Genomic DNA, 24,100 nt, shown 5'->3' with positions numbered 1-24,100 from the left:
TGCATGCGGTGCCGGAGTCGACGACGCCCCCTCCGGCACGCAGCGCCAGCGCGGCGGGGCCGTCGCGCCCGGGCAACCGGGCCTCACGAGGGGACACACCATGCCTGCCTTCATCACATTGGTGAACTTCACCGACCAGGGCGCTCGCACCATCAAGGACTCGCCGGAGCGCTTCGAGGCCTACAAGTCGCTGGCCGAAGGACTCGGCATCACGGTCAAGAGCGTTCACTGGACCCAGGGCGCCTACGATCTCGTGCTCATCACCGAAGGACCCGAGGACGCCTCGATGACCGCCGCGCTGAAGATGGCCCAGCTGGGCAACGTGAGGACGCAGACGATGCGCGGCTACTCGGCCGGCGAAATGCGCAAACTGGTCAGCAAGCTCGGCTGAAGGGCAGCCTGGGGGGGCGATCCGGCCTGTCAGACCGCCTTGAGTCCCAGTCGCTCGAACAGCGCCTCGTCGCGCCCGACATCCGGATTGCCGGTCGTCAGCAGCTTGTCGCCGTAGAAGATGGAGTTGGCGCCGGCCAGGAAACACAGCGCCTGCACCGCATCGCCCATCTCCTGGCGCCCGGCGGACAGCCGGACGTAGGCGGTGGGCATGGTGATGCGCGCCACGGCGATGGTGCGCACGAACTCGAAGGGGTCGAGCTTCTCGCTGCCCGCCAGCGGCGTGCCTTCGACCTGCACCAGTTCGTTGATCGGCACCGACTCGGGGTGCGGATCGAGGTTGGCGAGCTGGGCCACCAGCCCGGCACGTTCGCGACGGCTCTCACCCATGCCGACGATGCCGCCGCAGCACACGCTCATGCCAGCCTCGCGCACGTGCGCGAGCGTCTGCAGCCGCTCCTCGTAGACGCGGGTGCTGATGATGCGACCGTAGGCCTCGGGCGCGGTGTCGAGGTTGTGGTTGTAGTAGTCGACGCCGGCTTCCTTCAGCGCCTGGGCCTGCGGCTTGCTCAGCATGCCGAGCGTGCAGCAGGCTTCCAGTCCCAAGGACTTCACTTCGCGCACGAGTTCGGCGACCTTCTCGATGTCGCGGTCCTTGGGCTCGCGCCAGGCCGCACCCATGCAAAAGCGCGTGGCGCCGGCCGCGACCGCAGCCTGCGCGGCCTCGCGCACGGCCTTAACGTCCATCAGCTTGTCGGCCTCGACGCCGGTGTCGTGGTGCACCGACTGCGGGCAGTAGGCACAGTCTTCCGGGCAGCCGCCGGTCTTGATGGACAGCAGCGTCGAGCGCTGGACCGCGTTGGCATCGAAATGCTCGCGGTGCACCTGTTGGGCACGGAAGATCAGGTCGTTGAACGGCAGCGCGAACAGGGCCTCGATGGCTTCCACGCTCCAGCGCTCGCTGGACGGGTGCACATGGACGGGCGCCGGGCGCACGAGATGGACGGGCTGGGTGGCAGTCATGCCCGCCATTGTGCCTTCAGGCACCGGCGGCTCTCTTACGGACCGGGCGCCGCCTGCACATCGAGCCAGGCCAGCACGCCCCGCCCTGCCGCGCGCCCGCTGGCAAGGCAGGCATTGAGCAGGTAGCCGCCGGTCGGCGCCTCCCAGTCCAGCATCTCCCCGGCGCAGAACACACCGGGCAGCACGGTCAGCATCAGGCGCTCGTCGAGGGCGGCGAAGCGCACGCCGCCGGCGGTGCTGATGGCTTCTTCCAGCGGGCGGGCGGCGACCAGGCGCAGCGGCAGCGCCTTCAGTGCCGTGGCGAGGCGCGCTGCGTCGTGCATCTCCTCCTTGCCGAGCAGCTCGTGCAACAGGGCCGCCTTCACACCGTCGATGCCCAGCCGGCTCTTCAGATGGGTCGACAGCGAGCGCGGTCCGCGCGGGCGCGCCGCTTCGGCAAGCACGAAATCCGGGCTGCGATCGGGCAGCAGATCCAGCGTGATCGTCGCCTCGCCCTGCGCCGCGATCTCGTCGCGCAGCAGGGCCGACACGGCATAGACCAGGCTGCCCTCGATGCCCGAGGCGGTGACGACGAACTCGCCCTGGCGGTGGAAGTGGCCGCCGCCGTCGGCCGCCCGGAAATCCAGCGCCACCGGCTTCACGGGGGCGCCGGCGAAGCGCTCGCGCAGGTGGGCGCTCCAGCCCGGCAGCTGGCCGGGCCGGCCGACGTCGAAACCACAGTTCGACGGCTGCAGCGGCGCCACGTCGACGCCACGCGCCGCGAGCCACGGCAGCCAGGCGCCATCGGAGCCGAGCCTGGCCCAGCTCGCGCCGCCCAGCGCGAGCAGCACCGCATCGGCATGCCACGTCCGTTCGCCGGCCGGCGTGGCGAAGCGCAGCGCGCCGTCGTCGGTCCAGCCGAGCCAGCGGTGGCGCTGGTGGAACACCACGCCGGCCGCGCGCAGGCGCTGCAGCCAGGCCCGCAACAGCGGCGCGGCCTTCAGATCGCTCGGGAACACGCGCCCGGAGCTGCCGACGAAGGTCGCGATGCCCAGCCCTCGCGCCCACTGGCGCAGCGCGCCGGGGTCGAAGCGCGCCAGCAGCGGTGCGAGCTGCGGACTTCGAGCACCGTAGCGCGTCAGGAAGGTGTCGAAGGCTTCGCCGTGGGTCAGGTTGAGCCCGCCCTTGCCGGCGAGCAGGAACTTGCGGCCCACCGACGGCATGGCATCGAAGAGCTCGACCTGCACGCCGCCCGCGGCCAGTGCCTCGGCCGCCATCAGGCCGGCCGGTCCGCCGCCGATGACGGCGACCTGCGGCGCGTTCATCGGACTTGCCGGGCCGGCCGGCGCGTGTCAGCGGTAGCCACGGCTCGCCACGCCGAAGGTGTAGGCCAGCGACAGCTCGAACACCGGGCTGCTCAAGGGGCCGCGTACCGACTTGATGTAGCCGGCGCCGGCCCGCAGCGCCAGCCCGCGCGCCAGCTCGTAGCCCGCATAGGCCATCGGCTGCATCACCAGCCCGCCCGAGGTGTCGACGCCACCGCCGCCGGCCGCCCCGGCCAGCGCCTCGACGCCGGCGTGCCAGCGCGGGCCGAGCGAGGTGCGCACGCCCAGGCCGAGCAGGCCCACCGAGTAGCCGCCCGCGCCGCCGTCGAGCGCGCTGTGCGCCTGACCGCTGAGGTAGACGTTGGGCGCGATGTAGCGGTTCACGCGCAGCGAGACCGCCTGCAGATCGCGCTCGCTGCCGTCGCGCCGTGCCGCACGGTAGCGCTCGATGCCGCCGACCCATTCGGTGCGGGTGGTGCGCGAGGGCACGGCGCCACTGACCCGGTCGTCGAGGATCCAGTTGAGCGCCACCGATCCGTAAAGCGCCTTGAAGCTGCCTTGCGGCGCGTTCACCATGCCGCCTTCGAACGTGACGCCGAGGTCGCCCGCCACCCGCGAGATGCCGTAGACAGACGCCTTCATGAGCAGGCCGCCGCCGACATCGACGTCGCCGCCACCGCCCATGCCCAACGCCACGCGGGCCCCGACGGTCAGCTGATCGCCCCACAGCGCCGTCTCCGTGCCCAGCGTCGCGAGGTACTCGGCATAGCCGGCCACGCCGCCGCTGGCGGCACCGTTCGCCTCGATCCCCCAGTACGCCGTGTCGGTGAACGCCTGCTCGAGCCGTGCGCCGGCAAAGCCGATCGACGCCGGCAGCGGCGCGCCGGTGACGCGCCGCGCACCTGAACGAGGGCGGTAGACGCCAGCGACCGCCTGCACCCGGTCGAAGCCGATGCCCGAACGGGCGTGCGAAACGACCCGCCCACCGAGGCGTTCACTCGGCACGTGGCGGAAATCGGTATCGAAGCTCCACACCAGGCCGAGCTGGCGGCTGTCGATCTGCCCGTCGGCAAATCGCACCTGGGACAGCGACAGCCCGAAGCGGTGTTCGCCGGCTTGCCACAGCAGGTCGACGTGCGGCCTCAGCATCAGGCCGCTGCCGACCGGTGCGCTGCCGCCACCACCGCCGCCGGCGTAGTAGCCGAGCTCGATGCCCAGCGGCCCGACCAACTGATGCCGCCACGCGCCCTCGACGCCGACGGTGAACAAGCCACCGCGCTCGCCGGTGATCGCGCCATAGGCCGAAGGGCCGAACCACCATCCCGGCGCCACCTCGAGCAGGTAGGACGTGCCGGCCAGTCCCATCTTTTCGCCACCGGGCAGCTTCACACGCTCGAAGCCGAAGCGCACCTGCGCCGGGGTGCTGCTCAACACATCGGCGCTGGCAGGGCTGCTCTGGGCCAGCGCGCCGCCGGTCGCGAAGATCAGGGCCGCAAACAGCAGGCGGCAACGCCGGGCGGCGGTCATGCCGGGCAACGGCCCGGCGCGGTCACGGACGTCGAGGTCGGGCGACGAGCGGATGGCGGGAGCGCGAGGAGCGGGTTCATGGGCGGCGCAGTGTGCCACGAGGACCGCACCCCGGCGGCCAGCGGCCAGAGGCCGCACGCCGAACCCGCACGGGCACTGTCAGGTTTGCCCCGATGGATCGACTGCAGGACATACCACCTGGAACACCATGATGCGCAAAGCCCTGACCACCCTGCTGCTCGTCCCCTGCCTTGCCGTCGCCGCCGAACCGGTGTGCAGGGCGCGATCCGGCGCCGTGGCCCCCTTGGTCGTCGAGCTCTACACCTCCGAGGGCTGCAACTCCTGCCCGCCAGCCGACCGATGGCTGAGCACGCTCAAGGGGCGCAGCGACGTTGTCGCGCTGGCCTTCCATGTCGACTACTGGGACCGACTCGGCTGGACCGATCGCTTCGCCCGTCCCGAGTGGACGCGGCGTCAGAGCCAGGCCGGCCTCGTCAGCGGATCGAGCTTCGTCTACACGCCGCAGGTGCTGGTGAACGGCCGGGACTACCGGCGCTGGCCGGCGTTGCCGGACACTCCCTCGCCATCGCTGGTGTCGCTGGATCTGAGTCGCGAAGGCGCCGACTACGTGGTGCGCGTCACGCCGCAGGCCGGCGCGCCCCACGAACTGGCCGGCTACTGGGCCGTGACCGAGGACAACCACCGCACACAGGTACGCGCCGGCGAGAACGCCGGCGCCTTGCTGCAGCACGATGCGGTGGTGCGTGAACTGCAGCCGGTGGCAGCGGTCGGCGATGCCCCCCTGCACTTCAGGCCGCAAGCCGAACCGGACCGGCTCAGCGGGCCGCGGCCCCAGCGCGTGCAGTTCGTCGTCACGGCCGCCCGCACCGGGCTGCCGTTGCAGGCTGTCGCCCTGGGTTGCTGAGCCTCACGGCAGGAGGTCGGCCTCGTTTCCCGCTTTCCCGGCATCGGCACCGAAACACCCTGATAAAAATAAAAAACATTTCAATATCAATCAGTTAATGATTATTTCTAATGTAATTTATCACTTTAGAAATGCTGGCCAAACAGGCTGAATGACTCAATCCTGCGAACGCAGCGCCGCCCTCAACTGCGCCCCGAGTTCGGGTCTGCTGGCGAACGGGTCGCTCGGGTTGCGCGCCAGCACGATGTCTTCCAGCCGCGTCTGCACGCCGCCCAGGGCCTGCGGGTGGCTGTAGATGTAGAAGCGGTCCTGGCGCACGGCGTCGAAGACGAACTGCGCCACCTGGGCCGGGCCCACCCGGCCCGACTCGATCGCCTTGCCGATCATCGCGTGCGCGACCCGCTGGCTGTGCGTGGGCCGCTGCCCCCGCATCCCGGCCGGGCGGTTGCGGTGGCTTTCGCCGATCGCCGTGGGCACGAAGTACGGGCACAGCACCGAGGCGCCGATGCGGTCGGTGACCAGCCGCAGGTCCTGGTACAGCGTCTCGCTGAGCGCCACCACGGCGTGCTTGGTGACGTTGTAGACGCCCATGTTCGGCGCATTCAGCAGCCCGGCCATCGAGGCGGTGTTGACAATGTGGCCCTCGTAGGCCGGATCCTGTCGCGCGGCGTCCAGCATCATCGGCGTGAACACGCGCACGCCGTGCGCAACGCCCATCAGGTTAACGCCGACGACCCATTCCCAGTCCTTTGCCGTGTGCTCCCAGATCAGTCCGCCGGCGCCGACGCCGGCGTTGTTGAACACCAGGTGGGGCGCACCGAAGCGGGCGAGCGTCGCGGCACCGAGCGCCTCGACCTCGTCGGCCCGGGCCACGTCGAGGCGAAACGGCAGCACCTCGGCGCCCAGGCCCTCGATCTCGGCCACGGCGCGGTCGAGGGCGTCGGCCTGCACGTCGGCCATCACGATCTTCATGCCTTCGCGAGCGGCGATGCGCGAGGCCTCCAGGCCGAAGCCGGAGCCGGAGCCGGTGATGACCGCGGTGCGGCCGGGCAAGCGCGTGATCATGCGGCTCGATCCTCGTTCATCTGGAGTTACGGAGTGGTGCATTCGCGCGGCTCATCGGGCAGCGCGCGCTCGACGAGTGCCCCGGCGTCGATGCCGGCGGGCAGCAGGCCGAACACGGGCGCGCCCTCGCCCCCCAGGCGCGCACGACAGAACGCTGCGGCAACAACGGCGGGCGCATGGCGTTGCAGCAGCGCCGCCTGCACGGCCAGTGCCACGTCGCGCGCCAGCCGCCGGGCCTCGCTTTCCTCGTTCGCGGTGTCGATGCGATCCGGCAGCCCGTCGATCAGCCGGTCGAGCGCGGCGTCCTGGCCGCGCGCCGGCGCGAGTTCGGCGGCGAGCGCCGCCGCGATGGAACCGTCCCCGCTGCCGCGGCGCAGTGCCCGCAGCAGGTCCAGCGCCATGATGTTGCCGGCCCCTTCCCAGATCGAGTTCAGCGGCATCTCGCGGTAGATGCGCGCCATCACGCCCTCGCCGCCCTCCTCGACATAGCCGTTGCCGCCCAGGCACTCCATCGCTTCCTGCGCGAAGGCGCTGCCGCGCTTGCAGATCCAGAACTTCGCCACCGGCGTCAGCAGCCGGCGCATCGCCGCTTCGTGGGCATTGCCGGGGTCGGCGTCGAAGGCGTGTGCGAGGCGCAGCGCCAGTGCGGTGGCGGCTTCGCTTTCGAGGGCCAGGTCGGCCAGCACGTTGCGCATCAGCGGCTGCTCGACCAGCGGGCGGCCGAAGGCATGGCGCCAACGGCAGTGGTGCACCGCGAGCGCCAGCGCCTGGCGCATCAGTCCGGCCGTGCCGAGCGCACAGTCCAGCCGCGTCATCATGCCCATCTCCAGGATCTGCGACACGCCGCGCCCCGGCTCGCCGACCCCCCACGCGAGCGCGTCCTGGAACTCGACCTCGGCACTGGCGTTCGCCTTGTTCCCCAGCTTGTCCTTCAGGCGCTGCAACTGCACCGCATTGACGCTGCCGTCGGGCAGCCAGCGCGGCAGGAAGAAGCAGCTCGGGCCGGACCCGGTCTGCGCCAGCACCAGGAAGGCGTCGCACATCGGCGCCGAGAAGAACCACTTGTGGCCGACGAGGCGGTAACGCCGGCCCCAGGCGTCGTCGCCGTCGAAGGTGGCCTGTGTCGTGTTCGCGCGCACGTCGGAGCCGCCCTGCTTTTCAGTCATGCCCATGCCCATCGTCACGCCGGCCTTGCGCTCGAAGGGCAGGAAACGCGGGTCGTAGGCACGGTGCGTCAGCTTCGGGAACCAGTCGGCGAACAGCGCCGCGTTCGCGCGCAGCGCCGGCGCGGCCGCATAGCTCATCGAGACCGGGCACAGCACGGAGGGTTCCAGCTCGGTGAACAGCATGAAGCCGGCCGCTCTTGCCAGGTGCGCGTGCGCACCACCCGCCCACGGACTGCCGTGCAGTCCGGCCTCGCAGGCCGCCGTCATCAGCGCGTGGTAGCTCGGGTGGAACTCGACCTGGTCGATGCGGCGACCCTGGCGGTCGTGCGTCCGGAGTTGCGGCGCGTGCACGTTGGCGAGCCGTGCGTGGCCCTGCATCGCGGCACTGCCGGCCAGCCGGCCGAGCCGCTCGAGCGGTGCCGTGTCCAGCGCCGTGGCGTGCCGGGCGAGCGCCTCCCGCAGCGGCCGGTTCGACGCGAACAGATCGACGTCGCTGAACGCAGGCGGCTGGTTGTCGACCTCGTGTGTCTGCCAGTCCCCGTGCATCGCCTGCTCCGGATCAGACCAGCTTGACCAGCTGCTTGCCGAAATTGCGGCCCTTCAACAGGCCGAGGAAGGCTTCGGGCGCGCTGGCGAGGCCCTGTGCGACGGTCTCGCGGTATTTCAGTCGACCGCTCGCGACCTCCGTGCCCAGCTCCTGCAGCGCCTGGGGCCACAGCGCCATGTGTTCGCTGACGATGAAGCCCTGCAGCATCATCCGGTTCACGAGGATCAGCGAGGGGTTGTGCATCGGGATCGGCTCGCCGTTGTAGCCGGCAATCATCCCGCACAAGGCGACGCGGCTGAAGGCGTTGGCTCGCAGCATCACCGCGTCCAGGATCATCCCGCCGACGTTCTCGAAGTGGCCGTCGATGCCGTTCGGACAGGCGGCCTTCAGCGCCGCACCGAGCGACTTCAGATCCGGGTGCTGCCGGTAGTCGATGCAGGCGTCGAAGCCGAGCTCGCTGCTCACGTAGGCACATTTCTCGGGGCCGCCGGCCAGGCCCACCGCACGCGCACCGCGCGCCTTGGCGAGCTGCCCCACCACCGCGCCGACCGCGCCGCTCGCGGCACTCACCACCACCGTCTCGCCGGCACGCGGCGCGATGATCTGCGTGAGGCCGTACCAGGCGGTCACGCCCGGCATGCCCACTGCACCGAGGTAGGCCGACAGCGGGATGTGCGTCGTGTCGACCTTCTTCAGCACGCCGCGCTGGTTCGCATCGACGCGCTGGTACTGCTGCCAGCCGCCCATGCCGACGACCGCGTCGCCGACGGCGAAGTCCGGATGCCTGGATGCGATCACTTCGCCGGCCGTGCCGCCGATCATCACCTCGCCCAGGGGTTGCGGCTGGGCGTAGCTCCTGCCCTCGTTCATGCGGCCGCGCATGTAGGGGTCGAGCGAGAGGTAGTGGTGGCGCACCAGCACCTGGCCCTCGCCGAGGTCCGGCAGCGGCGTTTCGACGAGCTGGAAGTTGTCGACGGTCGGCTCGCCTTCGGGCCGGGAGACGAGCAGGATCTGCTGGTTGATCGGGTCCATGGCCGTTTCCCTTCGCGTGCTCGTCGGTCAGTCGGACCCGCTGCCACCGAGGCGGCGCTGCAGCGACCGGGGTTCGCGCCGGCCCGCCGGCAGGGCGCGCAGGTACTTGAAGGTGGCGGTGGCGTGGGCGCACAGCGAGCCGTCCTCCGTCAGCACGCGGCCCTCGCAGAAGGCCAGCGTCGCGGTGCGGTGCAGCAGGCGGCCGTGACAGCGCAGCTGGCCTTCCCCGGGGCGCAGGAAGCTGGTCTTCATCTCGACCGTCACGACCCCGGGACCGAGGCCCGCCTGCGCCCGGTTCACGCTGCGCGCGGCATGGGCCATCGTGACGTCGAGCAGCGTCATCGTCAGGCCGCCGTGCGCCACCTCGAAGGAATTCAGCAGGTCGTCGCGCACGCGGACCGTGAGCTCGGCTTCGCCGTCGGCCATGCGGAGCAGCTCGAAGCCGAGCCGCTCGACGAACGGGATGTGCACCGGAAAGTCCATCGCATCTCGCCTCGCTCAACGCTCGAGCCACTCGAAGAAGGCCGCGTTGTTCGGCGCACGGCCCAGAAAGCGCGCCACCAGCTCGGCCGGCGGCGCCTGGCCGCCGTTGGCGAGCACCGCCTCACGGTAGCGCTGGCCGACCTTCGCGTCCAGCGGGTTCGCAGCGAAGGCGGTGCGCAGGTCCTGCGCGATCGCCAGGCTCCAGAGATAGGCGTAGTAGCCCGCGCCATAGCCACCTGCCACGTGCGAGAAGCCGGCCGGGAACAGCGAGCCGGGCTCGTAGCCGAGCGGCGTCGCGCTCTCCATGCGGGCCCACAGCGCCATCGGTTCCGGTGCATCCTTGTCGTGCAGCGCGAGGTCGTAGCTCGCGTAGAGGTGCTGGCGCGCGAACTGCAGGCCCTTGGCGAAGCTGCGCGAGCGCACCGCGCGCTCCAGCAGGTCGGCGGGCACCGGCTCGCAGGTCGCGCAGACCTGCTGGAACAGCGCCAGCACCTGCGCGTCGTAGACCCATTCTTCGAGCATCTGCGACGGTGCCTCGACGAAGTCCAGCTTGACCGCGGTGCCGGCCTGCGCGGCGTAGCGCGTGTGCGACAGCGTCACGTGCAGCGCATGGCCGAACTCGTGCAGCAGGGTCTCCAGCTCATCGAGCGTCAGGCCCTGGCGATCGAAGTTGGTCACCAGCGCAGCGGTCGGCAGCTGCCCGCTCCAGGTCGAAGAGCCGCGCAGCGGCCACACGGCGGCATGGCCGTACTTGCCGGGCCGCGGGTAGAGGTCGAGGTAGAGCGTGGCGAGCGTGCGCTGGCTGGCGGCGTCGACCACGGCATAGGCCTTCACGTCGGGATGCCAGAGCGTCTGCTCGAGCGGCTTGAAGCCCACGCCGAACAGCCGGCCGGCGACCGCGAACACGAAGTCGACGCTGGCCTGCGGCGGGAAGTAGCGGCGAAAGCTGTTCTGGTCGAGCGCGAAGCGCTCGCGCTTGACGCGCTCGATGTAGTACGGCACGTCCCAGCGCTTCAGCGGCGTCGCCCCGGGCGCGGTCTGCAGTTCGGACGCCTTGGCCGCACGCAGTTCGACCAGGTCGCGCTCCTCGCGCTGGCCGAGCGCGCTTTTCACCTCTTCGAGAAAGGCCTGCACGTTGTCGACCCGCTGCGCCATGCGGCGGCGCAGCGTGAAGTCGGCGTAGCTCGCGAGACCGAACAGGCGCGCATAGCTGCGGCGCTTCTCGCCCAGCCGTGCCAGGGTCTTCAGGTTGGGCTGGCCGCCGCGGGCCTGGAAGGCGCGCCAGATGCGCTCGCGCGCCTCGGGGCTGCGGGCACCCTCGACGACCGGCGAGTAGGTCGGGTAGTCGAGGCCCAGCAGCACCCGCCCCTGCGGGTCGCGTGGCGCTGCGGCCCACACGCCGGCGGGCACGCCGTCCAGCTCGCTGTCGGTGAAGGCCACGCGGGTGTTGTCCTCACGCAGGCGGCGCTCGAAATCCTGCGACAGCCGGCCGAGCTCGTTGTTGAGCAGGCGCGCGCGCTCGCGCCGCTGCGCGGGAAGGCCGACGCCGGCGTCCTCGAAACTCGCCAGCAGGTCCGTGCGCATCTGGGTGTCGATCGCATCGCCCGCTCGCAAGCGCTGCAGGCGGGCGTAGATCTTCGCGTTCTGGTACAGCCGGCTGGTGAAGGCCTGGTAGCGCAGCTCGCAGGCTTCGGCGGCATCGCGCACCGCCTTGGTGGGGTGGACGTTGGACAGGAAGAAAACCGGACCCAGGTGGTCGTCGACGAGCTGCCCGAGGCGGTCGAGCTCGATCAGCACGCCGCCCTGGCCGGTGCCGGCAGCGATGCGCCGTGTCTGCGCCTGAACCTCCCGCAGCGTGGCATCGCACCGCGCCTTCACCGCGGCGGCGTCGCCGTAGCTCGGGAACACATCGGGGCCGGCATCGGCCGCAGGACTCGCAGCGCACAGCGACGACAGCACGGTGCAGCACAGCAAACGCAGGAGGGGCAAGTTCATGGGGCTGGTGAATTGAGGACGGGGACAGTGCAGCTCGCGAGTCGGGCGCCGGCACGCACCGCGCGCGGCGCCGGGCGCCGCCTCAGGCGCGCTCGAAATCGACCACGCGGCGCTCGCGGCGCATCGGGCCGAGCTGGGCGGCCACCGCCTGGTGGGCCGGGTGACGCTGGTAGGCGTCCAGCGCCGCGGCGTCGGCGAACGCGGAAATCAGCACCACGTCGGCATTGGCCTCCAGGCCCGGCGCGCGGATGCCGACCTCGAAGGCCAGCATGCCGGGCACCAGGTCGGCGCAGCTGTCGAGCAAGGCCTTGAAGCGCGGTGCGTCGGCCGGGTCCTCGAGGGTCCAGATGACGATGTGCCGGATCATGGCGGCCCCTTGTCGTCGTGGGCGGGACGGGCGGGCATCCGCGAGCGCACCCGGATCAGCAGCGCGCCGACCAGCACGACGCCGCCACCGCCCCAGGCGAGGCCGTGGCCGAGCACGGCGCTGCGATCGATCACCCACAGGCCGAGCATCAGCAGCGCCATGCCGCCGAAGATCAGAGCCCAGATCAGCTTGTCCAGTTTTTCGGTTTTCATTGTGAGAAGAAGGTGGTGTCGAGATCACGGCAGGTCGCGTCGCGCGTTTCGGCGCGTTCCGCCCACAGCGAGCCGGGCGTCGATCTTCGTCAGATCATCGCGGAAGAAGCAAGCCCGCTGCACGTGAGCTTGCCATGGTAGAGCGCCGCGGCCTCAGGCCGTGGGCAACCGGTGGTTCTTGAACTGCTCGCGCAGCCGCATCTTCTGGATCTTGCCGGTCGCGGTGTGGGGAATTTCGGCGACGAACGCCACGTCGTCCGGGATCTGCCACTTGGCGATGCGGCCGTCGTAGTGCGCCAGCATCTGCTCGCGCGTGAGCTCGACGCCGGGCTTCCTGACCACCACCAGCAGCGGCCGCTCGTCCCATTTCGGGTGTGCTGCCGCGACCACCGCCGCCTCGTGCACCGCCGGGTGCGACATCGCGATGTTCTCGAGCTCGATCGAGCTGATCCATTCGCCACCGGACTTGATGACGTCCTTGCTGCGGTCGGTGATCTGCATGTAGCCGTCGGCATCGATCGTCGCCACGTCGCCGGTCGGGAACCAGCCCTCGCGCAGCGGCGAGCCCTGCTGCTTGAAGTAGCGGTCGATCACCCAGTGCCCGCGCGCCAGCAGGTCGCCCGAGGTCTTGCCGTCCCAGGACAACAACGCCCCGTCGTCGCCGGCGATGGCCATGTCCACGCCGTAGAGCACCTTGCCCTGCTTCTCGAGCAGCTGGCGCTGCGCGTCCTTCGGCCAGCTCTCGTGCCGGGCCTTGAGCCGGGCCAGCGTGCCGAGCGGCGACAGTTCGGTCATGCCCCAGGCATGGACCACCTCGATGCCGAAGTCGTCTTCCAGCGTCTTCAGCATCGCCGGCGGGCAGGCCGCGCCGCCGATCACGGTGCGCTTGAAGGTCGAGAACTTCAGGCCGTTCTGCTTGACGTGGGTGAGGAGTCCGAGCCACACGGTGGGCACGCCGGCGCTGAAGCTGACGCGCTCGGACTCGAACAGCTCGTACAGCGACTTGCCGTCGAGATGAGGGCCGGGGAAGACCAGCCGGCAGCCCGTCAGCGCCGCCGAATACGGCAGGCCCCAGGCGTTGACGTGGAACATCGGCACCACGGGCAACACGGTGTCGCGCGCCGCCAGCGCCATGCCGTCGGGAAGCGCCGCGGCAAACGCGTGCAGCAGGCTCGATCGATGGCTGTAGACAGCGCCCTTGGGGTGGCCGGTCGTGCCGGAGGTGTAGCAGATGCTCGACGCGGCGTTCTCGTCGAAGCTCGGCCAGCCGTAGTCGCCGCGCTCGGCCTCGACCAGCTCCTCGTAGCACAGCAGCCCGGGCAGCGTGGTCTGCGCCGGCATGTGGGCGCGGGCTGTCATCGCGACGAAGTGCCGGACCGTGGGCAGTTGCGCCGCGAGCTTCTCGACCAGCGGCAGGAAGCTCAGGTCGAAGCACAGCACCCGGTCCTCGGCATCGTTGACGATCCAGGTGATCTGCTCCGGGAACAGGCGCGGGTTGACGGTGTGGCACACCAGCCCCGAGCCCGAGGTCGCGTAGTAGATCTCGAGATGGCGATAGCCGTTCCAGGCCAGCGTGCCGACACGGTCGCCGGCCTCGCATCCCAGCTTCGCCAGCGCCTGCGCCAGTTTGCGGGCGCGCAGTTCGGCGTCGGCCCAGGTGTAGCGGTGCAGATCGCCTTCGACACGCTTGGACACGATTTCGGTGTCGCCATGGTGACGCGCCGCGTGCGTGATCAGCGACGAGATCAGCAACGGCATCTGCATCATCTGCCCCATCAACAGTGCCATCGCGGGTCCTTCGAAAAATGCGATCGAGAGCCGATGATCATAGAAAGCGCCATGCAAGGCCCCTGCTGGGGTAAGCCCTAGACGGCAGCAGGCGCAGGTCGCGTCGCTAGACTGCGGGACATGCATGCCGACTCAAGTCCGGTGCTCGACCGGCCCCACTCGAAACCCGCCGCACTGCGCTGGCGCAACCGCTATGCAGCGCTCGGGCCGGCTTTCCACACCCGGCTGCCGGCGCAGGCGCTGCCACAGCCGCACTGGGTCGCCACCAGCGACAGCGCCGCGGCCCTGCTCGGCTGGCCGGCCGACTGGGCCGACCGTCCGGACTGGCACGCGCTCGAGGTCCTGTCCGGCGGCCCCCCTTGGGAGGACAGCGAGCCGCTGGCCACCGTGTACAGCGGCCACCAGTTCGGCGTCTGGGCCGGACAACTGGGGGATGGCCGGGCCCTGTTGCTCGGCGAGATCGACACCCCCAACGGGCCGATGGAATTGCAGATCAAGGGCGGTGGCCGCACGCCCTATTCGCGCATGGGCGACGGACGTGCGGTGCTGCGCTCCTCGATCCGCGAGTTCCTGTGTTCGGAGGCGATGCATCACCTGGGCATCCCGACCACGCGTGCGCTCGCCATCGTCGGATCAGCGCTGCCGGTGCGGCGCGAGACGATGGAAACGGCGGCGGTCGTGACGCGCGTCGCACCGAGCTTCGTGCGCTTCGGTCACTTCGAGCACTTCGCGCACCACGGCCTGCCCACCGAACTGCGCGCGCTCGCCGATTTCGTGATCGAGCACCACTACCCGGCCTGCCGCGACGCGACAAACCCCTATGCCGCGCTGCTCGAGGCGGTCGCGCGCCGCACCGCGGTGCTGATGGCCGACTGGCAGGCGGTGGGCTTCTGCCACGGCGTGATGAACACCGACAACCTGTCGATCCTCGGCCTGACGATCGATTACGGCCCGTTCGGCTTCCTCGACGGCTTCGACCCCGGCCACGTCTGCAACCACTCGGACCACCAGGGCCGCTACGCCTATGCGCGCCAGCCGGGCGTGGCGTTGTGGAACCTGCATGCGCTGGCGCAGGCGATGCTGCCGCTGATCGCGATGGGCGGCGAAGTCACCGAGGCCACCGGCGATCTGGCGCTCGAAGCCATCGAGCCCTACAAGGCGGTGTTCGCCGGCACGCTGGAGGCGCGGCTGCGCGGCAAGCTCGGCCTGGCCACGGCGCGCGACGACGACCGCCAGCTCGCCGACGACTGGCTCGCGCTGATGGCCGCCGAGCGGGCGGACTACACGATCACCTGGCGCCGTCTGGCGCGCCACTCGCCGGCCGACCCGGGCGCGGTGCGCGATCTCTTCCTCGACCGCCCGGCCTTCGACGCCTGGGCCGAGCGCTATGCGCGGCGGCTGGCGGCCGAAGGCAGCATCGACGCCGAGCGCGGCGAACGAATGAACCGCGTGAATCCGAAGTTCGTGCTGCGCAACCACCTGTGCGAGAACGCGATCCGCGCCGCGCAGGCCGGCGACTTCGGCGAGACAAGGCACCTGCTGAAAGTTCTGGAGCGCCCGTACGACGAACAGCCAGAGCACTCGGCCTGTGCCGAGTTTCCGCCCGACTGGGCGCAAACCCTGGAGGTGTCCTGTTCATCATGAGCCAGACCGACCACAAGGACCGCAAGGTCAAGAAGACCGAAGCCGAATGGCGCGCGCAGCTCGAGCCGATGCAGTTCGAGGTCACGCGCCACGGCGCCACCGAGCGCCCCTACACCGGCCAGTACGCCGACCACTGGCAGCAAGGCGTCTACCACTGCATCGGCTGCAACGCCCCGCTGTTCGACTCCGGCACCAAGTTCGACGCCGGCTGCGGCTGGCCGAGCTACTTCCAGCCGCTGCGCGGCGAGATCATCGACCGCGTGGTCGACCGCAGCCTCGGCATGGTGCGGGTTGAAGTGCGCTGCCAGGACTGTGGCGCCCACCTCGGCCACGTGTTCCCCGACGGCCCGGAGCCGACCGGGGAGCGCTTCTGCATCAATTCGGCTGCGCTCGGCTTCGAGCCCCGAAAATGAGGCCGGCCGGGGCCCGATTGCGCCGGCAACGCACAATCGGGTTTCCGCGCACCGACCGCCCTTGCCGATGAAGTTTCTGTTCGACCTGCTCCCCATCGTCCTGTTCTTCGTCGCCTTCAAGGTGACCGAAGGACAACCCGACGCGGCCGCGGCTTTCGCCAGCCAGTATTTCGGCTTCCTGGTCTCCGGCGGCGTGGTCGGGCCCAAGGAAGCGCCGGTGCTGCTCGCCACCTTGGTGGTGATCGCGGCCACCTTCGCGCAGATCGGCTGGCTGCTCGCGCGCGGCAGAAAGGTCGACACGATGCTGTGGGTGAGCCTCGGGCTCGTGACGGTGCTGGGCGGCGCGACCGTCTGGTTCCACAACGATACGTTCATCAAGTGGAAACCCAGCGTGTTGTACTGGGTCATGGGGACGGCGTTCTGGTTCAGCCACGCGGTGTTTCGCAAGAATCTGTTGCAGACACTGATGGGCGAGCAGCTGCAGCTGCCGCCCCCGGTGTGGCGCAATCTCAATTTCATGTGGATCGCCTTCTTCGCCTTCATGGGCCTGGCCAACCTGTACGTGGCCTACAGTTTCCCGACCGACGTGTGGGTCAACTTCAAGCTGTTCGGCGGCGTCGGCCTGATGCTGCTGTTCACGCTGGCCCAGGGCCTGTACCTGAGCCGGCACATCAAGACCGAAGATGAGTGAAATCCCCGCCGCCGCCACGGTCTCGCCGCCCACGGCGGCCGAACTGGAGGCTGCGCTGCAGGCCGCCCTGGCACCGCAATCGCTGCGCGTCAGCGACGACAGCCACCAGCATGCCGGCCATGCCGGCGCCCGTGAAGGGCGGCATTTCAGTGTCTACCTGGTCAGTCAGCGCTTTGACGGTTTGTCACGTCTGGCGCGGCATCGCCTTGTGTATGATGCCGTCGCCTTGTGGATGCCGCACGGCATCCACGCCCTGGCCCTGACCACGCTCACTCCCATCGAAGCGGCCCGAAGCAACCCGTGAAGCCGTCGCAACGCGACGTCTCCCGCCGCCCCTTCCCAACCGAGGTAGTTCATCGCATGAAGCCGTACACCCTTGCCGCTCGCGTGTCATCCATCGCCCTGGCGGCCGCCCTGCTCGCGCCGGCTCTGGCCGCCGCGCAGAACATTGCGATCGTCAATGGCAAGCCCGTGCCGAAGGCCCGCGCCGACGCGCTGCTGCAGCAGGTGACGCGTCAGGCGCAGAGCCAGGGTCAGCCGGTGCCGCCCGAGACCGAGCGCCAGGTCAAGGACGAAGTGGTGCTGCGCGAGATCTTCACGCAAGCAGCCGAGAAGCGCGGCGTGGCCGCCACCACCGAATACAAGCTGCAGATGGAGCTGGCGCGCCAGAGCATCCTGATCCGCGAGCTGTTCAACGACTACCAGAAGAAGAACCCCGTCACCGACGCCGAGATCCAGGCCGAGTACGACAAGTTCAAGGCGCAGGCCGGCGACAAGGAATACCGCGTGCGCCACATCCTCGTCGAGAAGGAAGACGAGGCCAAGGCGCTGATCGCCCAGATCAAGGGCGGCGCGAGCTTCGAGGAATCGGCCAAGAAGTCCAGCAAGGACCCGGGTTCGGCCCCGAACGGCGGCGACCTCGACTGGGCCGCGCCGGGCAGCTTCGTGCCCGAGTTCTCGCAGGCGATGGTGAAGCTGAGCAAGGGTCAGATGACCGAGGAGCCGGTGAAGAGCCAGTACGGCTTCCACATCCTGAAGCTCGAGGACGTGCGCGACGCGCAGTTCCCGCCGCTCGAGGAAGTCAAGCCGCAGATCCAGCAGCGCCTCGGCCAGCAGAAGATCGCGGCCTTCCGCGACGAACTCAAGAGCAAGGCCAAGACCGACTACAAGTTCGAGTGACGACGACGCATCGGCGGCACGTGAAAAGGCGCCCTTCGGGGCGCCTTTTTGCTGGCCTCGCGCGGGAGTGCGGAGCTCAATGTTCGTCGGGTACGTGGGGGATGCGCTGCGGTGCATCGCGCGGCTGCAACTGGCCGAAGATGAAGGCCGCGAAGACCGACAGCAGGCCGATGCAGACGAAGGTGGCCTGGAAGGTTTCCACCACGGCCGTCGAGCCCTGCGCCTGCGTGTGGCCGCCGAAGGCGATCAGCAACGCGGCGGCCGCGGCAACCCCCATGCTCATCGACACCTGCATCACGACCGACAGCAGGCTGTTGCCGGCGCTCGCGTCGACCCCTTCGAGGTCGCCGAGCGTCAGCGTGTTCATCGCGGTGAACTGCAGCGAGTTGACGATGCCGAACGCCGCGAGATGCAGCATCAGCGGCACGCGGCCGGTGTCGCGGTCGACCAGCGCGAAGCTGGCGATCATCAGGCCCAGCAGCACCGTGTTACCGACCAGCGTGGTGCGGTAGCCCAGGTGCCGGATCAGCGGTGCGGCGAAGGTCTTCGACAGCATCGCGCCGAGCGCCGTCGGAATCAGGCTCATGCCGGCAGCCGCCGGCGAATAGCCGAGCCCAACCTGCAGGAACAGCGGCATCAGGAACGGCAAGGCGCCGCTGCCCAGCCGGGCGAACAGATTGCCCAGCAGGCCGACCGCGAAGCTCGGGATCGAGAACAGGCGCAGGCTGAACAGCGGCTGTGCGCTGAGCGCCGCATGCAGCCAGTAGCCGCCGAACGCCGCCAGGCCGGCGAACAGCAGCAGCATCGAACTGGCGAAGCCGAGCGCGCGGTCGCCCAGACCCTGCAACGCGACCGAGACCATCACGATGCTGGCGCTGAACAGCACGTAGCCCCACAGGTCGAAGCGCCCCGCAGCACCGACGCGCAGCTCCGGCATGTGGCGCCGCGCGGCCAGCACGCCGAGCAGGCCGACCGGCAGGTTGATCAGGAACACCCAGTGCCAGCTGGCCACCTCGACCAGCCAGCCGCCCAGGCTCGGACCGATCAGTGGCCCGATCAGCCCCGGGATCGTGACGAAGGCGAGCGTGCGCAGCAGCTCTTCCTTCGGGAAGACGCGCAGGATGGCAAGCCGGCCGACCGGCAGCAGCAGCGCACCGCCCAGGCCCTGCAGCGCCCGGGCCGCGACGAGCTGGGCGAGCGAGGTCGACAGCGCGCAGGCCGCCGAGCCCCCACTGAACAAGACGATCGCGCCGATGAAGATGCGCCGCGTGCCGAAGCGGTCGGCCAGCCAGCCCGACACCGGGATCAGCAGCGCCACGGTCAGCATGTAGGCGATGACGACCAACTGCATGCGCAGCGGGCTCTCGTGCAGGTCGAGCGCCATGCCCGGCAGCGCGGTGTTGACGATGGTGCCGTCCAGCGTCTGCATGAAGAAGGCCACCGCCACCAGCCAGGGCAGCAGGCGGCGGCTGCGATCGTCGATCAGCGGCCGGTCCACGGCGAACGCCGTTTCAGCGCGCCCACCGCAGCCACAGCAGCAGCGCGCCGATCAGCACCGGCTGGTGCAGCATGTAGAAACTCAGGCTCCAGCGGCCGAGCAGGGCCAGCGGTCGTGCCGTCGCCGGCAGTGCACCGACCAGCCAGGCCGGTCGGTGGTCGATCAACCAGCGCCCGGCGGCCAGCCCCCACCACATCACGCCCAGCCAGGGCAGCAGCGGCACGTAGTCCTCGGTGACCGGCTTGTGCGTCACGAGGCCGACCCAGTTGGCGAGCCGGCTGTCGAACAGCGGGTGCTGCACGAACTGGGGCAACAGGACGGCCAGCAGGCCCAGCGGCCACAGCCACCGGCCCGCGCCGGCGCTGGCCCGGCAGACGATCAGCATCAGCGCGATGCCGTGCAGCACGCCGAAGCTGATCCAGCTGCGCGGGAACATCAGCGCACTGCCGGCGCTGACCAGCAGTGCGCAGCCCGCCACCTGCGCCCAGCGCCGCCAGAAGCGCGGCCAGCTCTGGCCGCCGTGCACCGCGACGGCCTGGCCGAGGCCGGCGCAGAACAGGAACAGGCTGACGATGGCGGTGCGCTGGTGAAGCCAGAACGGGTCGGCGTAGAAGTTCGCGCCGGTCAGCCTGAAGTGAGCGAGGTCGAAGCAGAAATGAAACGCCGCCATCCAGACGATGGCGAGACCGCGCAGCGCGTCGAGGCGGGCATGGCGATCCGCAGGGGAGCGCGCGAGCTCGCTCATCCCGCCCAGCGTCGCGCGTTGCGGAACATCCTCATCCACGGGCTGGCCACCGCCACGTCGCCGCCGGTCCAGCTCATCTGCACGTTGCGGAACACGCGCTCCGGGTGCGGCATCAGCGCCGTGAAACGGCCGTCCGGCGTGGTCACCGCGGTCAGGCCGCCCGGGCTGCCATTGGGATTGAAAGGGTAGGCCTCGGTGGGCTGCCCCGCGCGGTCGACGAAACGCATCGCCCGCTGCACGGCCTGGGGATCGCCACGCTGTGAAAAGTCGGCAAAGCCTTCGCCGTGCGCGACCGCGATCGGCAGCCGGCTGCCCGCCATGCCGGAGAAGAAGATCGACGGACTGTCCAGCACCTCGACCTGCGACAGCCGCGCCTCGAACTGTTCGCTGCGGTTGCGGGTGAACTTGGGCCAGGCCTGGGCGCCGGGGATGATCGGCGCCAGCGCCGCCATCATCTGGCAGCCGTTGCACACGCCGAGCGCGAAGCTGTCGCTGCGGCCGAAGAAGGCCGCGAACTGCTCCGCCAACTGCGGGTTGAAGAGGACCGAGCGCGCCCAGCCCTCGCCGGCACCCAGCGTGTCGCCGTAGCTGAAGCCGCCGCAGGCGACGAAGCCGCGGAACATGTCGAGCCGCGCCCGCCCGCTCTGCAGGTCGCTCATGTGCACGTCGTAGGTCTCGAAGCCGGCCTGCGCCATCGCATAGGCCATCTCGAGGTGCGAGTTGACGCCCTGCTCGCGCAGGATCGCGACCCGCGGCCGTGCGAGTTTCAGGAACGGCGCCGCCACGTCCTCGGCCGGATCGAAGCTCGGCTGCCAGTGCAGGCCGGTGGCCTCGGCCGCGCCCGCCGCGGCGTGCTCGGCATCGGCACAGGCCGGGTTGTCGCGCAGTGTCGCGATGCGCCAGCTCACGTCGTCCCAGGCCTGGTGCAGCTCGCGCAGCGGCGCGCTGAACACGGCCTTGGCGTCGCGCCAGACCTCGACGACGCCACGCTCGTTGGGCTTGCCGATCACGTGGCTGTGCGGGCTCAGGCCGGCCTCGCGCAGCACCTGCATGACCGCGCCGCGCTCGGCAGTGGCCACCTGGATCACGGCCCCCAGCTCCTCGGCGAACAGCGCTTTCAAGGTCAGCTCCTTGCGCCGTTCGCTCACCTGCCCGGCCCAGTTCTTGGCGTCGCCGCTGTCCATGCGGCTGTCGGACACGCCGTCGCCCTCGGTCACCAGCAGGTCGACGTTCAGCGACACGCCGCAGTGCCCGGCGAAGGCCATCTCGCACACCGCAGCCCACAGGCCGCCGTCGGAGCGGTCGTGATAGGCCAGCAGTCGGCCTTCGGCGCGCAGGCGGTTGATGGCGGCCACCAAGTTCTTCAGTAAAGCAGCATCGTCGAGATCGGGGGCGGCATCGCCCACCTGCCCCAGCGTCTGCGCGAGGATGGAGCCGCCCAGGCGGTTGCGCCCCTGCCCCAGGTCGATCAGGATCAGCGAGGTGTCGCCCGGCTGCAGTTGCGGCGTCAGCGTGCCGCGCACGTCGGCCAGGCTAGCGAAGGCGGTGACGATCAGCGAGACCGGCGCGGTCACCTGCCTGGGCTCGTCGCCTTCGCTCCAGCGCGTGCGCATCGACAGCGAATCCTTGCCGACCGGCACCGAGATGCCGAGCGCCGGGCACAGCTCCAGGCCGACCGCGCGCACCGTGTCGTACAGCGCGGCGTCCTCACCGGGTTCTCCGCAGGCGGCCATCCAGTTGCAGCTCAGCTTGACGCGCGGCAGTTCGATCGGCGCGGCCAGCAGGTTGGTGATGCTCTCGGCCACCGCCATGCGGCCGGCGGCCGGCGCATCGATCACGGCCAGCGGCGTGCGCTCGCCCAGCGCCATCGCTTCACCGTGGAAGCCGGCGTAGTCGGCCAGCGTCACTGCGCAGTCGGCCACCGGCACCTGCCACGGACCGACCATCTGGTCGCGGTGGGTCAGGCCGCCGACCGTGCGGTCGCCGATCGTGATCAGGAAGCGCTTGCTGGCCACCGTCGGGTGGCGCAGCACGTCGAAGGCGAGCGACTGCAACTCTGCCCCCGCCAGGTCGATCGGCGCGAAGCGGCGCTGCACGCGCCGGACCTGGCGGTGCAGCTTGGGCGGCTTGCCGAGCAGCACGTCCATCGGCATGTCGATCGGCGTGCCGTGCTCGCCCTGCCCCGCCGGGCCGTCTTCGAGCACCAGCTGCTGCACCTCGCTGGCGACGCCCACCACGGCGAACGGGCAGCGTTCGCGGGTCGCCATCGCCTCGAACAGCGGCAGGCTCTCGGGCGCAATGGCCAGCACGTAGCGCTCCTGGCTTTCGTTGCACCAGATCTCCTTCGGAGCCAGGCCGCTCTCCTCGAGCGGCACGCGCTTCAGATCGAAACGCGCGCCGCGGCCGGCGTCGTGCACCAGCTCGGGAAAGGCGTTGCTGATGCCGCCGGCGCCGACATCGTGCACCGCCAGGATGGGGTTGCTGGCGCCGAGCGCCCAGCAGTGGTTGATGACCTCCTGCGCGCGGCGCTGGATTTCCGGGTTGCCGCGCTGCACCGAGTCGAAGTCCAGCGCGGCCGTGTTGGCGCCGGCCGCCATCGAGCTGGCGGCGCCGCCACCCATGCCGATGCGCATGCCCGGGCCGCCGAGCTGGATCAGCAGGCTGCCGGCCGGGAACGGGATCTTGTGCGTCTGGCCGTCGCTGATCGTGCCCAGGCCCCCGGCGATCATGATGGGCTTGTGGTAGCCGCGGCGCACCTGCGCCGCTTCGCCCGCGCCGCCGGGCACGCTCTGTTCATAGACCCGGAAGTAGCCGCCGAGGTTGGGTCGGCCGAATTCGTTGTTGAAGGCCGCACCGCCCAGCGGGCCATCGATCATGATCTGCAGCGCACTCGCGATGTGCTCGGGCTTGCCGTAGCGCACCTTCTCCCAGGGCTCGTTCGTGCCCGGCAGATGCAGGTTCGAGACCGAGAAACCGGTCAGGCCGGCCTTCGGCCGCGCGCCGCGCCCGGTTGCGCCCTCGTCGCGGATCTCGCCGCCGGCGCCGGTGGAGGCGCCGGCGAACGGCGAGATCGCCGTCGGGTGGTTGTGCGTCTCGACCTTCATCAGCACGTGCGCTGTCTCGTGGCGCGCGCCGTAGACCGGCGCGTTGGTGTAGCCATGCGGCAGCCAGCGTTCGATCGCGCAGCCCTCCATCACCGCCGCGTTGTCGCTGTAGGCGACGATGGTGTGCTGCGGCGAGGTCTTGTGGGTGTGGCGGATCATCTGGAACATCGAGTGTTCCTGCGCCTCGCCGTCGATGCTGAACTGCGCGTTGAAGATCTTGTGGCGGCAGTGCTCGGAGTTGGCCTGCGCGAACATCATCAGCTCGACATCGGTCGGATTGCGCTGCAGCCCGGTGAAGGCGGTCACCAGGTAGTCGATCTCGTCGTCGCTGAGCGCGAGGCCGAAGTCGCGGTTCGCGAGTTCCAGCGCGCTGCGGCCCTGGCCGAGCACGTCGACCGTCTCCATCGGCTTGCCCGGCCGGGCGTCGAACAGGTGGGCGGCAGCGTCGTGCTCGAAGGCCACACTCTCGGTCATGCGGTCGTGCAGCAGCGCCGCCACTGCCGTTCGTTCCTCGTCGCTCAGCGGCTTGGCGCCGCCGAGCAGCCCGCTCTTCAGCGACAGCCGATACTCGGTGACGCGCTCGACGCGGCGTATGTCCAGGCCGCAGTTGTGGGCAATGTCGGTGGCCTTGCTGGCCCAGGGCGACACGGTACCGAGGCGCGGCATCACCAGAACCAGCACCCCTTGCGCCGGCCCTGCGTAGGCATCGCCGTAGCGCAGCAGACCGGCGAGCTTGTCCCGTGCGGCTGCGTCGAGGGCGGTCGCGGCGGCCACCCAATGCACATGGCGAGCATGGACAGCCGTGATGCGCGCAGCCGCGGCCTGCAACCGCGGCAACAGGGCCTGGGCACGGAACGCGGACAGCGCATTGCCGCCGTCGAAGGAGAGGATCGTGGGTTGGGTCATGGGGCGCGCGGAGATCGCGGGGGGCTGGAAGGCGTGCAGCACGAGGCAGGATGTCCCTCGCGAACCCTGGATTTTACGGGCCCGATGAGATAATCC

Annotated in this window: 21 protein-coding genes; 7 read left to right on the top strand and 14 right to left on the bottom strand. The window is 70.0% G+C overall.

What is annotated here, in order from left to right; genetic code table 11:
- Nucleotides 1-100 precede the first annotated feature (100 nt).
- Nucleotides 101-391: a GYD domain-containing protein gene (locus ACQY9S_RS05925; protein WP_428423853.1), complete on the top strand. Its 291-nt coding sequence runs from the start codon at nucleotides 101-103 to the stop codon at nucleotides 389-391.
- 29 nt (nucleotides 392-420) lie between these two features.
- Here ACQY9S_RS05925 and bioB read toward each other — a convergent pair whose 3' ends face one another.
- Genes bioB through ACQY9S_RS05910 form a run of 3 tightly spaced genes read right to left on the bottom strand, consistent with a single transcriptional unit; the run spans nucleotide 421 to nucleotide 4,244 of the window.
- A complete protein-coding gene (gene bioB / locus ACQY9S_RS05920) occupies nucleotides 421-1,413 on the bottom strand; it encodes a biotin synthase BioB (RefSeq protein ID WP_428423851.1) in 993 nt (330 codons plus the stop codon).
- Between the two features lie 35 nt (nucleotides 1,414-1,448).
- Nucleotides 1,449-2,717, bottom strand: a complete 1,269-nt coding sequence (locus tag ACQY9S_RS05915; RefSeq protein WP_428423849.1) for a TIGR03862 family flavoprotein — start codon at nucleotides 2,715-2,717, stop codon at nucleotides 1,449-1,451.
- Nucleotides 2,718-2,744: 27 nt separating this feature from the next.
- Nucleotides 2,745-4,244 (bottom strand): hypothetical protein, encoded by a 1,500-nt coding sequence (locus ACQY9S_RS05910; protein ID WP_428423847.1) that lies wholly within the window; start codon nucleotides 4,242-4,244, stop codon nucleotides 2,745-2,747.
- A 208-nt stretch (nucleotides 4,245-4,452) separates the two neighbouring features.
- Between ACQY9S_RS05910 and ACQY9S_RS05905 the strand changes: the two genes are divergently transcribed.
- Complete coding sequence (locus tag ACQY9S_RS05905) at nucleotides 4,453-5,169, top strand: DUF1223 domain-containing protein (RefSeq protein ID WP_428423845.1); 717 nt, start codon at nucleotides 4,453-4,455, stop codon at nucleotides 5,167-5,169.
- Between the two features lie 156 nt (nucleotides 5,170-5,325).
- Here ACQY9S_RS05905 and ACQY9S_RS05900 read toward each other — a convergent pair whose 3' ends face one another.
- The 8 genes from ACQY9S_RS05900 to ACQY9S_RS05865 form a co-directional block, all read right to left on the bottom strand.
- On the bottom strand, nucleotides 5,326-6,234 hold the full coding sequence (locus tag ACQY9S_RS05900; protein ID WP_428423843.1) for an SDR family oxidoreductase: 909 nt from the start codon (nucleotides 6,232-6,234) through the stop codon (nucleotides 5,326-5,328).
- Nucleotides 6,235-6,260: 26 nt separating this feature from the next.
- On the bottom strand, nucleotides 6,261-7,946 hold the full coding sequence (locus ACQY9S_RS05895) for an isovaleryl-CoA dehydrogenase (RefSeq protein WP_428423842.1): 1,686 nt from the start codon (nucleotides 7,944-7,946) through the stop codon (nucleotides 6,261-6,263).
- A 13-nt stretch (nucleotides 7,947-7,959) separates the two neighbouring features.
- Nucleotides 7,960-8,979: an NADP-dependent oxidoreductase gene (locus ACQY9S_RS05890; protein ID WP_428423840.1), complete on the bottom strand. Its 1,020-nt coding sequence runs from the start codon at nucleotides 8,977-8,979 to the stop codon at nucleotides 7,960-7,962.
- A 27-nt stretch (nucleotides 8,980-9,006) separates the two neighbouring features.
- The gene (locus ACQY9S_RS05885; RefSeq protein WP_428423838.1) at nucleotides 9,007-9,462 is read right to left on the bottom strand and encodes a PaaI family thioesterase; all 456 of its coding nucleotides are present in this window, start codon (nucleotides 9,460-9,462) and stop codon (nucleotides 9,007-9,009) included.
- 15 nt (nucleotides 9,463-9,477) lie between these two features.
- Complete coding sequence (locus tag ACQY9S_RS05880) at nucleotides 9,478-11,457, bottom strand: M3 family metallopeptidase (protein WP_428423836.1); 1,980 nt, start codon at nucleotides 11,455-11,457, stop codon at nucleotides 9,478-9,480.
- A gap of 82 nt (nucleotides 11,458-11,539) precedes the next feature.
- Nucleotides 11,540-11,824: a Dabb family protein gene (locus tag ACQY9S_RS05875; RefSeq protein ID WP_428423834.1), complete on the bottom strand. Its 285-nt coding sequence runs from the start codon at nucleotides 11,822-11,824 to the stop codon at nucleotides 11,540-11,542.
- Nucleotides 11,821-12,036, bottom strand: coding sequence for a hypothetical protein (locus tag ACQY9S_RS05870; protein WP_428423832.1), 216 nt, complete (start codon nucleotides 12,034-12,036; stop codon nucleotides 11,821-11,823). Before ACQY9S_RS05870 ends, ACQY9S_RS05875 begins: the two co-directional genes overlap by 4 nt.
- Before the next feature lie 153 nt (nucleotides 12,037-12,189).
- On the bottom strand, nucleotides 12,190-13,824 hold the full coding sequence (locus ACQY9S_RS05865; protein ID WP_428423831.1) for a 3-(methylthio)propionyl-CoA ligase: 1,635 nt from the start codon (nucleotides 13,822-13,824) through the stop codon (nucleotides 12,190-12,192).
- Between the two features lie 120 nt (nucleotides 13,825-13,944).
- On the opposite strand from ACQY9S_RS05865, the gene ACQY9S_RS05860 reads away from it, so the two are divergent.
- The 5 genes from ACQY9S_RS05860 to ACQY9S_RS05840 all read left to right on the top strand — a co-directional run bounded on the left by ACQY9S_RS05860 (nucleotide 13,945) and on the right by ACQY9S_RS05840 (nucleotide 17,751).
- Entirely contained in the window at nucleotides 13,945-15,468 is a 1,524-nt protein-coding gene (locus ACQY9S_RS05860; RefSeq protein WP_428423829.1) for a protein adenylyltransferase SelO, read from the top strand.
- Complete coding sequence (gene msrB / locus ACQY9S_RS05855) at nucleotides 15,465-15,881, top strand: peptide-methionine (R)-S-oxide reductase MsrB (RefSeq protein ID WP_428423827.1); 417 nt, start codon at nucleotides 15,465-15,467, stop codon at nucleotides 15,879-15,881. Before ACQY9S_RS05860 ends, msrB begins: the two co-directional genes overlap by 4 nt.
- Before the next feature lie 67 nt (nucleotides 15,882-15,948).
- A complete protein-coding gene (locus ACQY9S_RS05850) occupies nucleotides 15,949-16,572 on the top strand; it encodes a septation protein A (RefSeq protein WP_428423825.1) in 624 nt (207 codons plus the stop codon).
- Nucleotides 16,565-16,876, top strand: coding sequence for a BolA family protein (locus ACQY9S_RS05845; protein ID WP_428423823.1), 312 nt, complete (start codon nucleotides 16,565-16,567; stop codon nucleotides 16,874-16,876). Before ACQY9S_RS05850 ends, ACQY9S_RS05845 begins: the two co-directional genes overlap by 8 nt.
- Nucleotides 16,877-16,932: 56 nt before the next feature.
- Nucleotides 16,933-17,751, top strand: a complete 819-nt coding sequence (locus ACQY9S_RS05840; RefSeq protein WP_428423822.1) for a peptidylprolyl isomerase — start codon at nucleotides 16,933-16,935, stop codon at nucleotides 17,749-17,751.
- Nucleotides 17,752-17,827: 76 nt separating this feature from the next.
- Here ACQY9S_RS05840 and mdtD read toward each other — a convergent pair whose 3' ends face one another.
- The 3 genes from mdtD to purL are packed head-to-tail and all read right to left on the bottom strand — an operon-like array spanning nucleotide 17,828 to nucleotide 24,004.
- Entirely contained in the window at nucleotides 17,828-19,249 is a 1,422-nt protein-coding gene (gene mdtD, locus ACQY9S_RS05835) for a multidrug transporter subunit MdtD (RefSeq protein ID WP_428423820.1), read from the bottom strand.
- A gap of 13 nt (nucleotides 19,250-19,262) precedes the next feature.
- Nucleotides 19,263-19,994 carry a DUF1624 domain-containing protein gene (locus ACQY9S_RS05830; protein WP_428425598.1) on the bottom strand — a complete coding sequence of 244 codons (732 nt, stop codon included), beginning with the start codon at nucleotides 19,992-19,994 and terminating at the stop codon, nucleotides 19,263-19,265.
- On the bottom strand, nucleotides 19,991-24,004 hold the full coding sequence (gene purL / locus ACQY9S_RS05825; protein WP_428423818.1) for a phosphoribosylformylglycinamidine synthase: 4,014 nt from the start codon (nucleotides 24,002-24,004) through the stop codon (nucleotides 19,991-19,993). The genes ACQY9S_RS05830 and purL overlap by 4 nt, the downstream gene beginning before the upstream one ends.
- Nucleotides 24,005-24,100 lie beyond the last annotated feature (96 nt).

Origin of the sequence: Methylibium sp. (genome assembly GCF_965279545.1) — a bacterium.
Lineage (GTDB): Bacteria > Pseudomonadota > Gammaproteobacteria > Burkholderiales > Burkholderiaceae_C > Methylibium.
Note: the sequence above shows the minus strand (reverse complement) of the source record. Positions and strands in the feature narration are given on the sequence as shown.

Excerpts from the sequence above, each read along its gene's own strand:
- ACQY9S_RS05925 (WP_428423853.1), top strand. The coding sequence starts at position 101 with ATGCCTGCCTTCATCACATTGGTGAACTTCACCGACCAGGGCGCTCGC.
- bioB (WP_428423851.1), bottom strand. The coding sequence starts at position 1,413 with ATGACTGCCACCCAGCCCGTCCATCTCGTGCGCCCGGCGCCCGTCCAT.
- ACQY9S_RS05915 (WP_428423849.1), bottom strand. The coding sequence starts at position 2,717 with ATGAACGCGCCGCAGGTCGCCGTCATCGGCGGCGGACCGGCCGGCCTG.
- ACQY9S_RS05910 (WP_428423847.1), bottom strand. The coding sequence starts at position 4,244 with ATGACCGCCGCCCGGCGTTGCCGCCTGCTGTTTGCGGCCCTGATCTTC.
- ACQY9S_RS05905 (WP_428423845.1), top strand. The coding sequence starts at position 4,453 with ATGATGCGCAAAGCCCTGACCACCCTGCTGCTCGTCCCCTGCCTTGCC.
- ACQY9S_RS05900 (WP_428423843.1), bottom strand. The coding sequence starts at position 6,234 with ATGATCACGCGCTTGCCCGGCCGCACCGCGGTCATCACCGGCTCCGGC.
- ACQY9S_RS05895 (WP_428423842.1), bottom strand. The coding sequence starts at position 7,946 with ATGCACGGGGACTGGCAGACACACGAGGTCGACAACCAGCCGCCTGCG.
- ACQY9S_RS05890 (WP_428423840.1), bottom strand. The coding sequence starts at position 8,979 with ATGGACCCGATCAACCAGCAGATCCTGCTCGTCTCCCGGCCCGAAGGC.
- ACQY9S_RS05885 (WP_428423838.1), bottom strand. The coding sequence starts at position 9,462 with ATGGACTTTCCGGTGCACATCCCGTTCGTCGAGCGGCTCGGCTTCGAG.
- ACQY9S_RS05880 (WP_428423836.1), bottom strand. The coding sequence starts at position 11,457 with ATGAACTTGCCCCTCCTGCGTTTGCTGTGCTGCACCGTGCTGTCGTCG.
- ACQY9S_RS05875 (WP_428423834.1), bottom strand. The coding sequence starts at position 11,824 with ATGATCCGGCACATCGTCATCTGGACCCTCGAGGACCCGGCCGACGCA.
- ACQY9S_RS05870 (WP_428423832.1), bottom strand. The coding sequence starts at position 12,036 with ATGAAAACCGAAAAACTGGACAAGCTGATCTGGGCTCTGATCTTCGGC.
- ACQY9S_RS05865 (WP_428423831.1), bottom strand. The coding sequence starts at position 13,824 with ATGGCACTGTTGATGGGGCAGATGATGCAGATGCCGTTGCTGATCTCG.
- ACQY9S_RS05860 (WP_428423829.1), top strand. The coding sequence starts at position 13,945 with ATGCATGCCGACTCAAGTCCGGTGCTCGACCGGCCCCACTCGAAACCC.
- msrB (WP_428423827.1), top strand. The coding sequence starts at position 15,465 with ATGAGCCAGACCGACCACAAGGACCGCAAGGTCAAGAAGACCGAAGCC.
- ACQY9S_RS05850 (WP_428423825.1), top strand. The coding sequence starts at position 15,949 with ATGAAGTTTCTGTTCGACCTGCTCCCCATCGTCCTGTTCTTCGTCGCC.
- ACQY9S_RS05845 (WP_428423823.1), top strand. The coding sequence starts at position 16,565 with ATGAGTGAAATCCCCGCCGCCGCCACGGTCTCGCCGCCCACGGCGGCC.
- ACQY9S_RS05840 (WP_428423822.1), top strand. The coding sequence starts at position 16,933 with ATGAAGCCGTACACCCTTGCCGCTCGCGTGTCATCCATCGCCCTGGCG.
- ACQY9S_RS05830 (WP_428425598.1), bottom strand. The coding sequence starts at position 19,994 with ATGAGCGAGCTCGCGCGCTCCCCTGCGGATCGCCATGCCCGCCTCGAC.
- purL (WP_428423818.1), bottom strand. The coding sequence starts at position 24,004 with ATGACCCAACCCACGATCCTCTCCTTCGACGGCGGCAATGCGCTGTCC.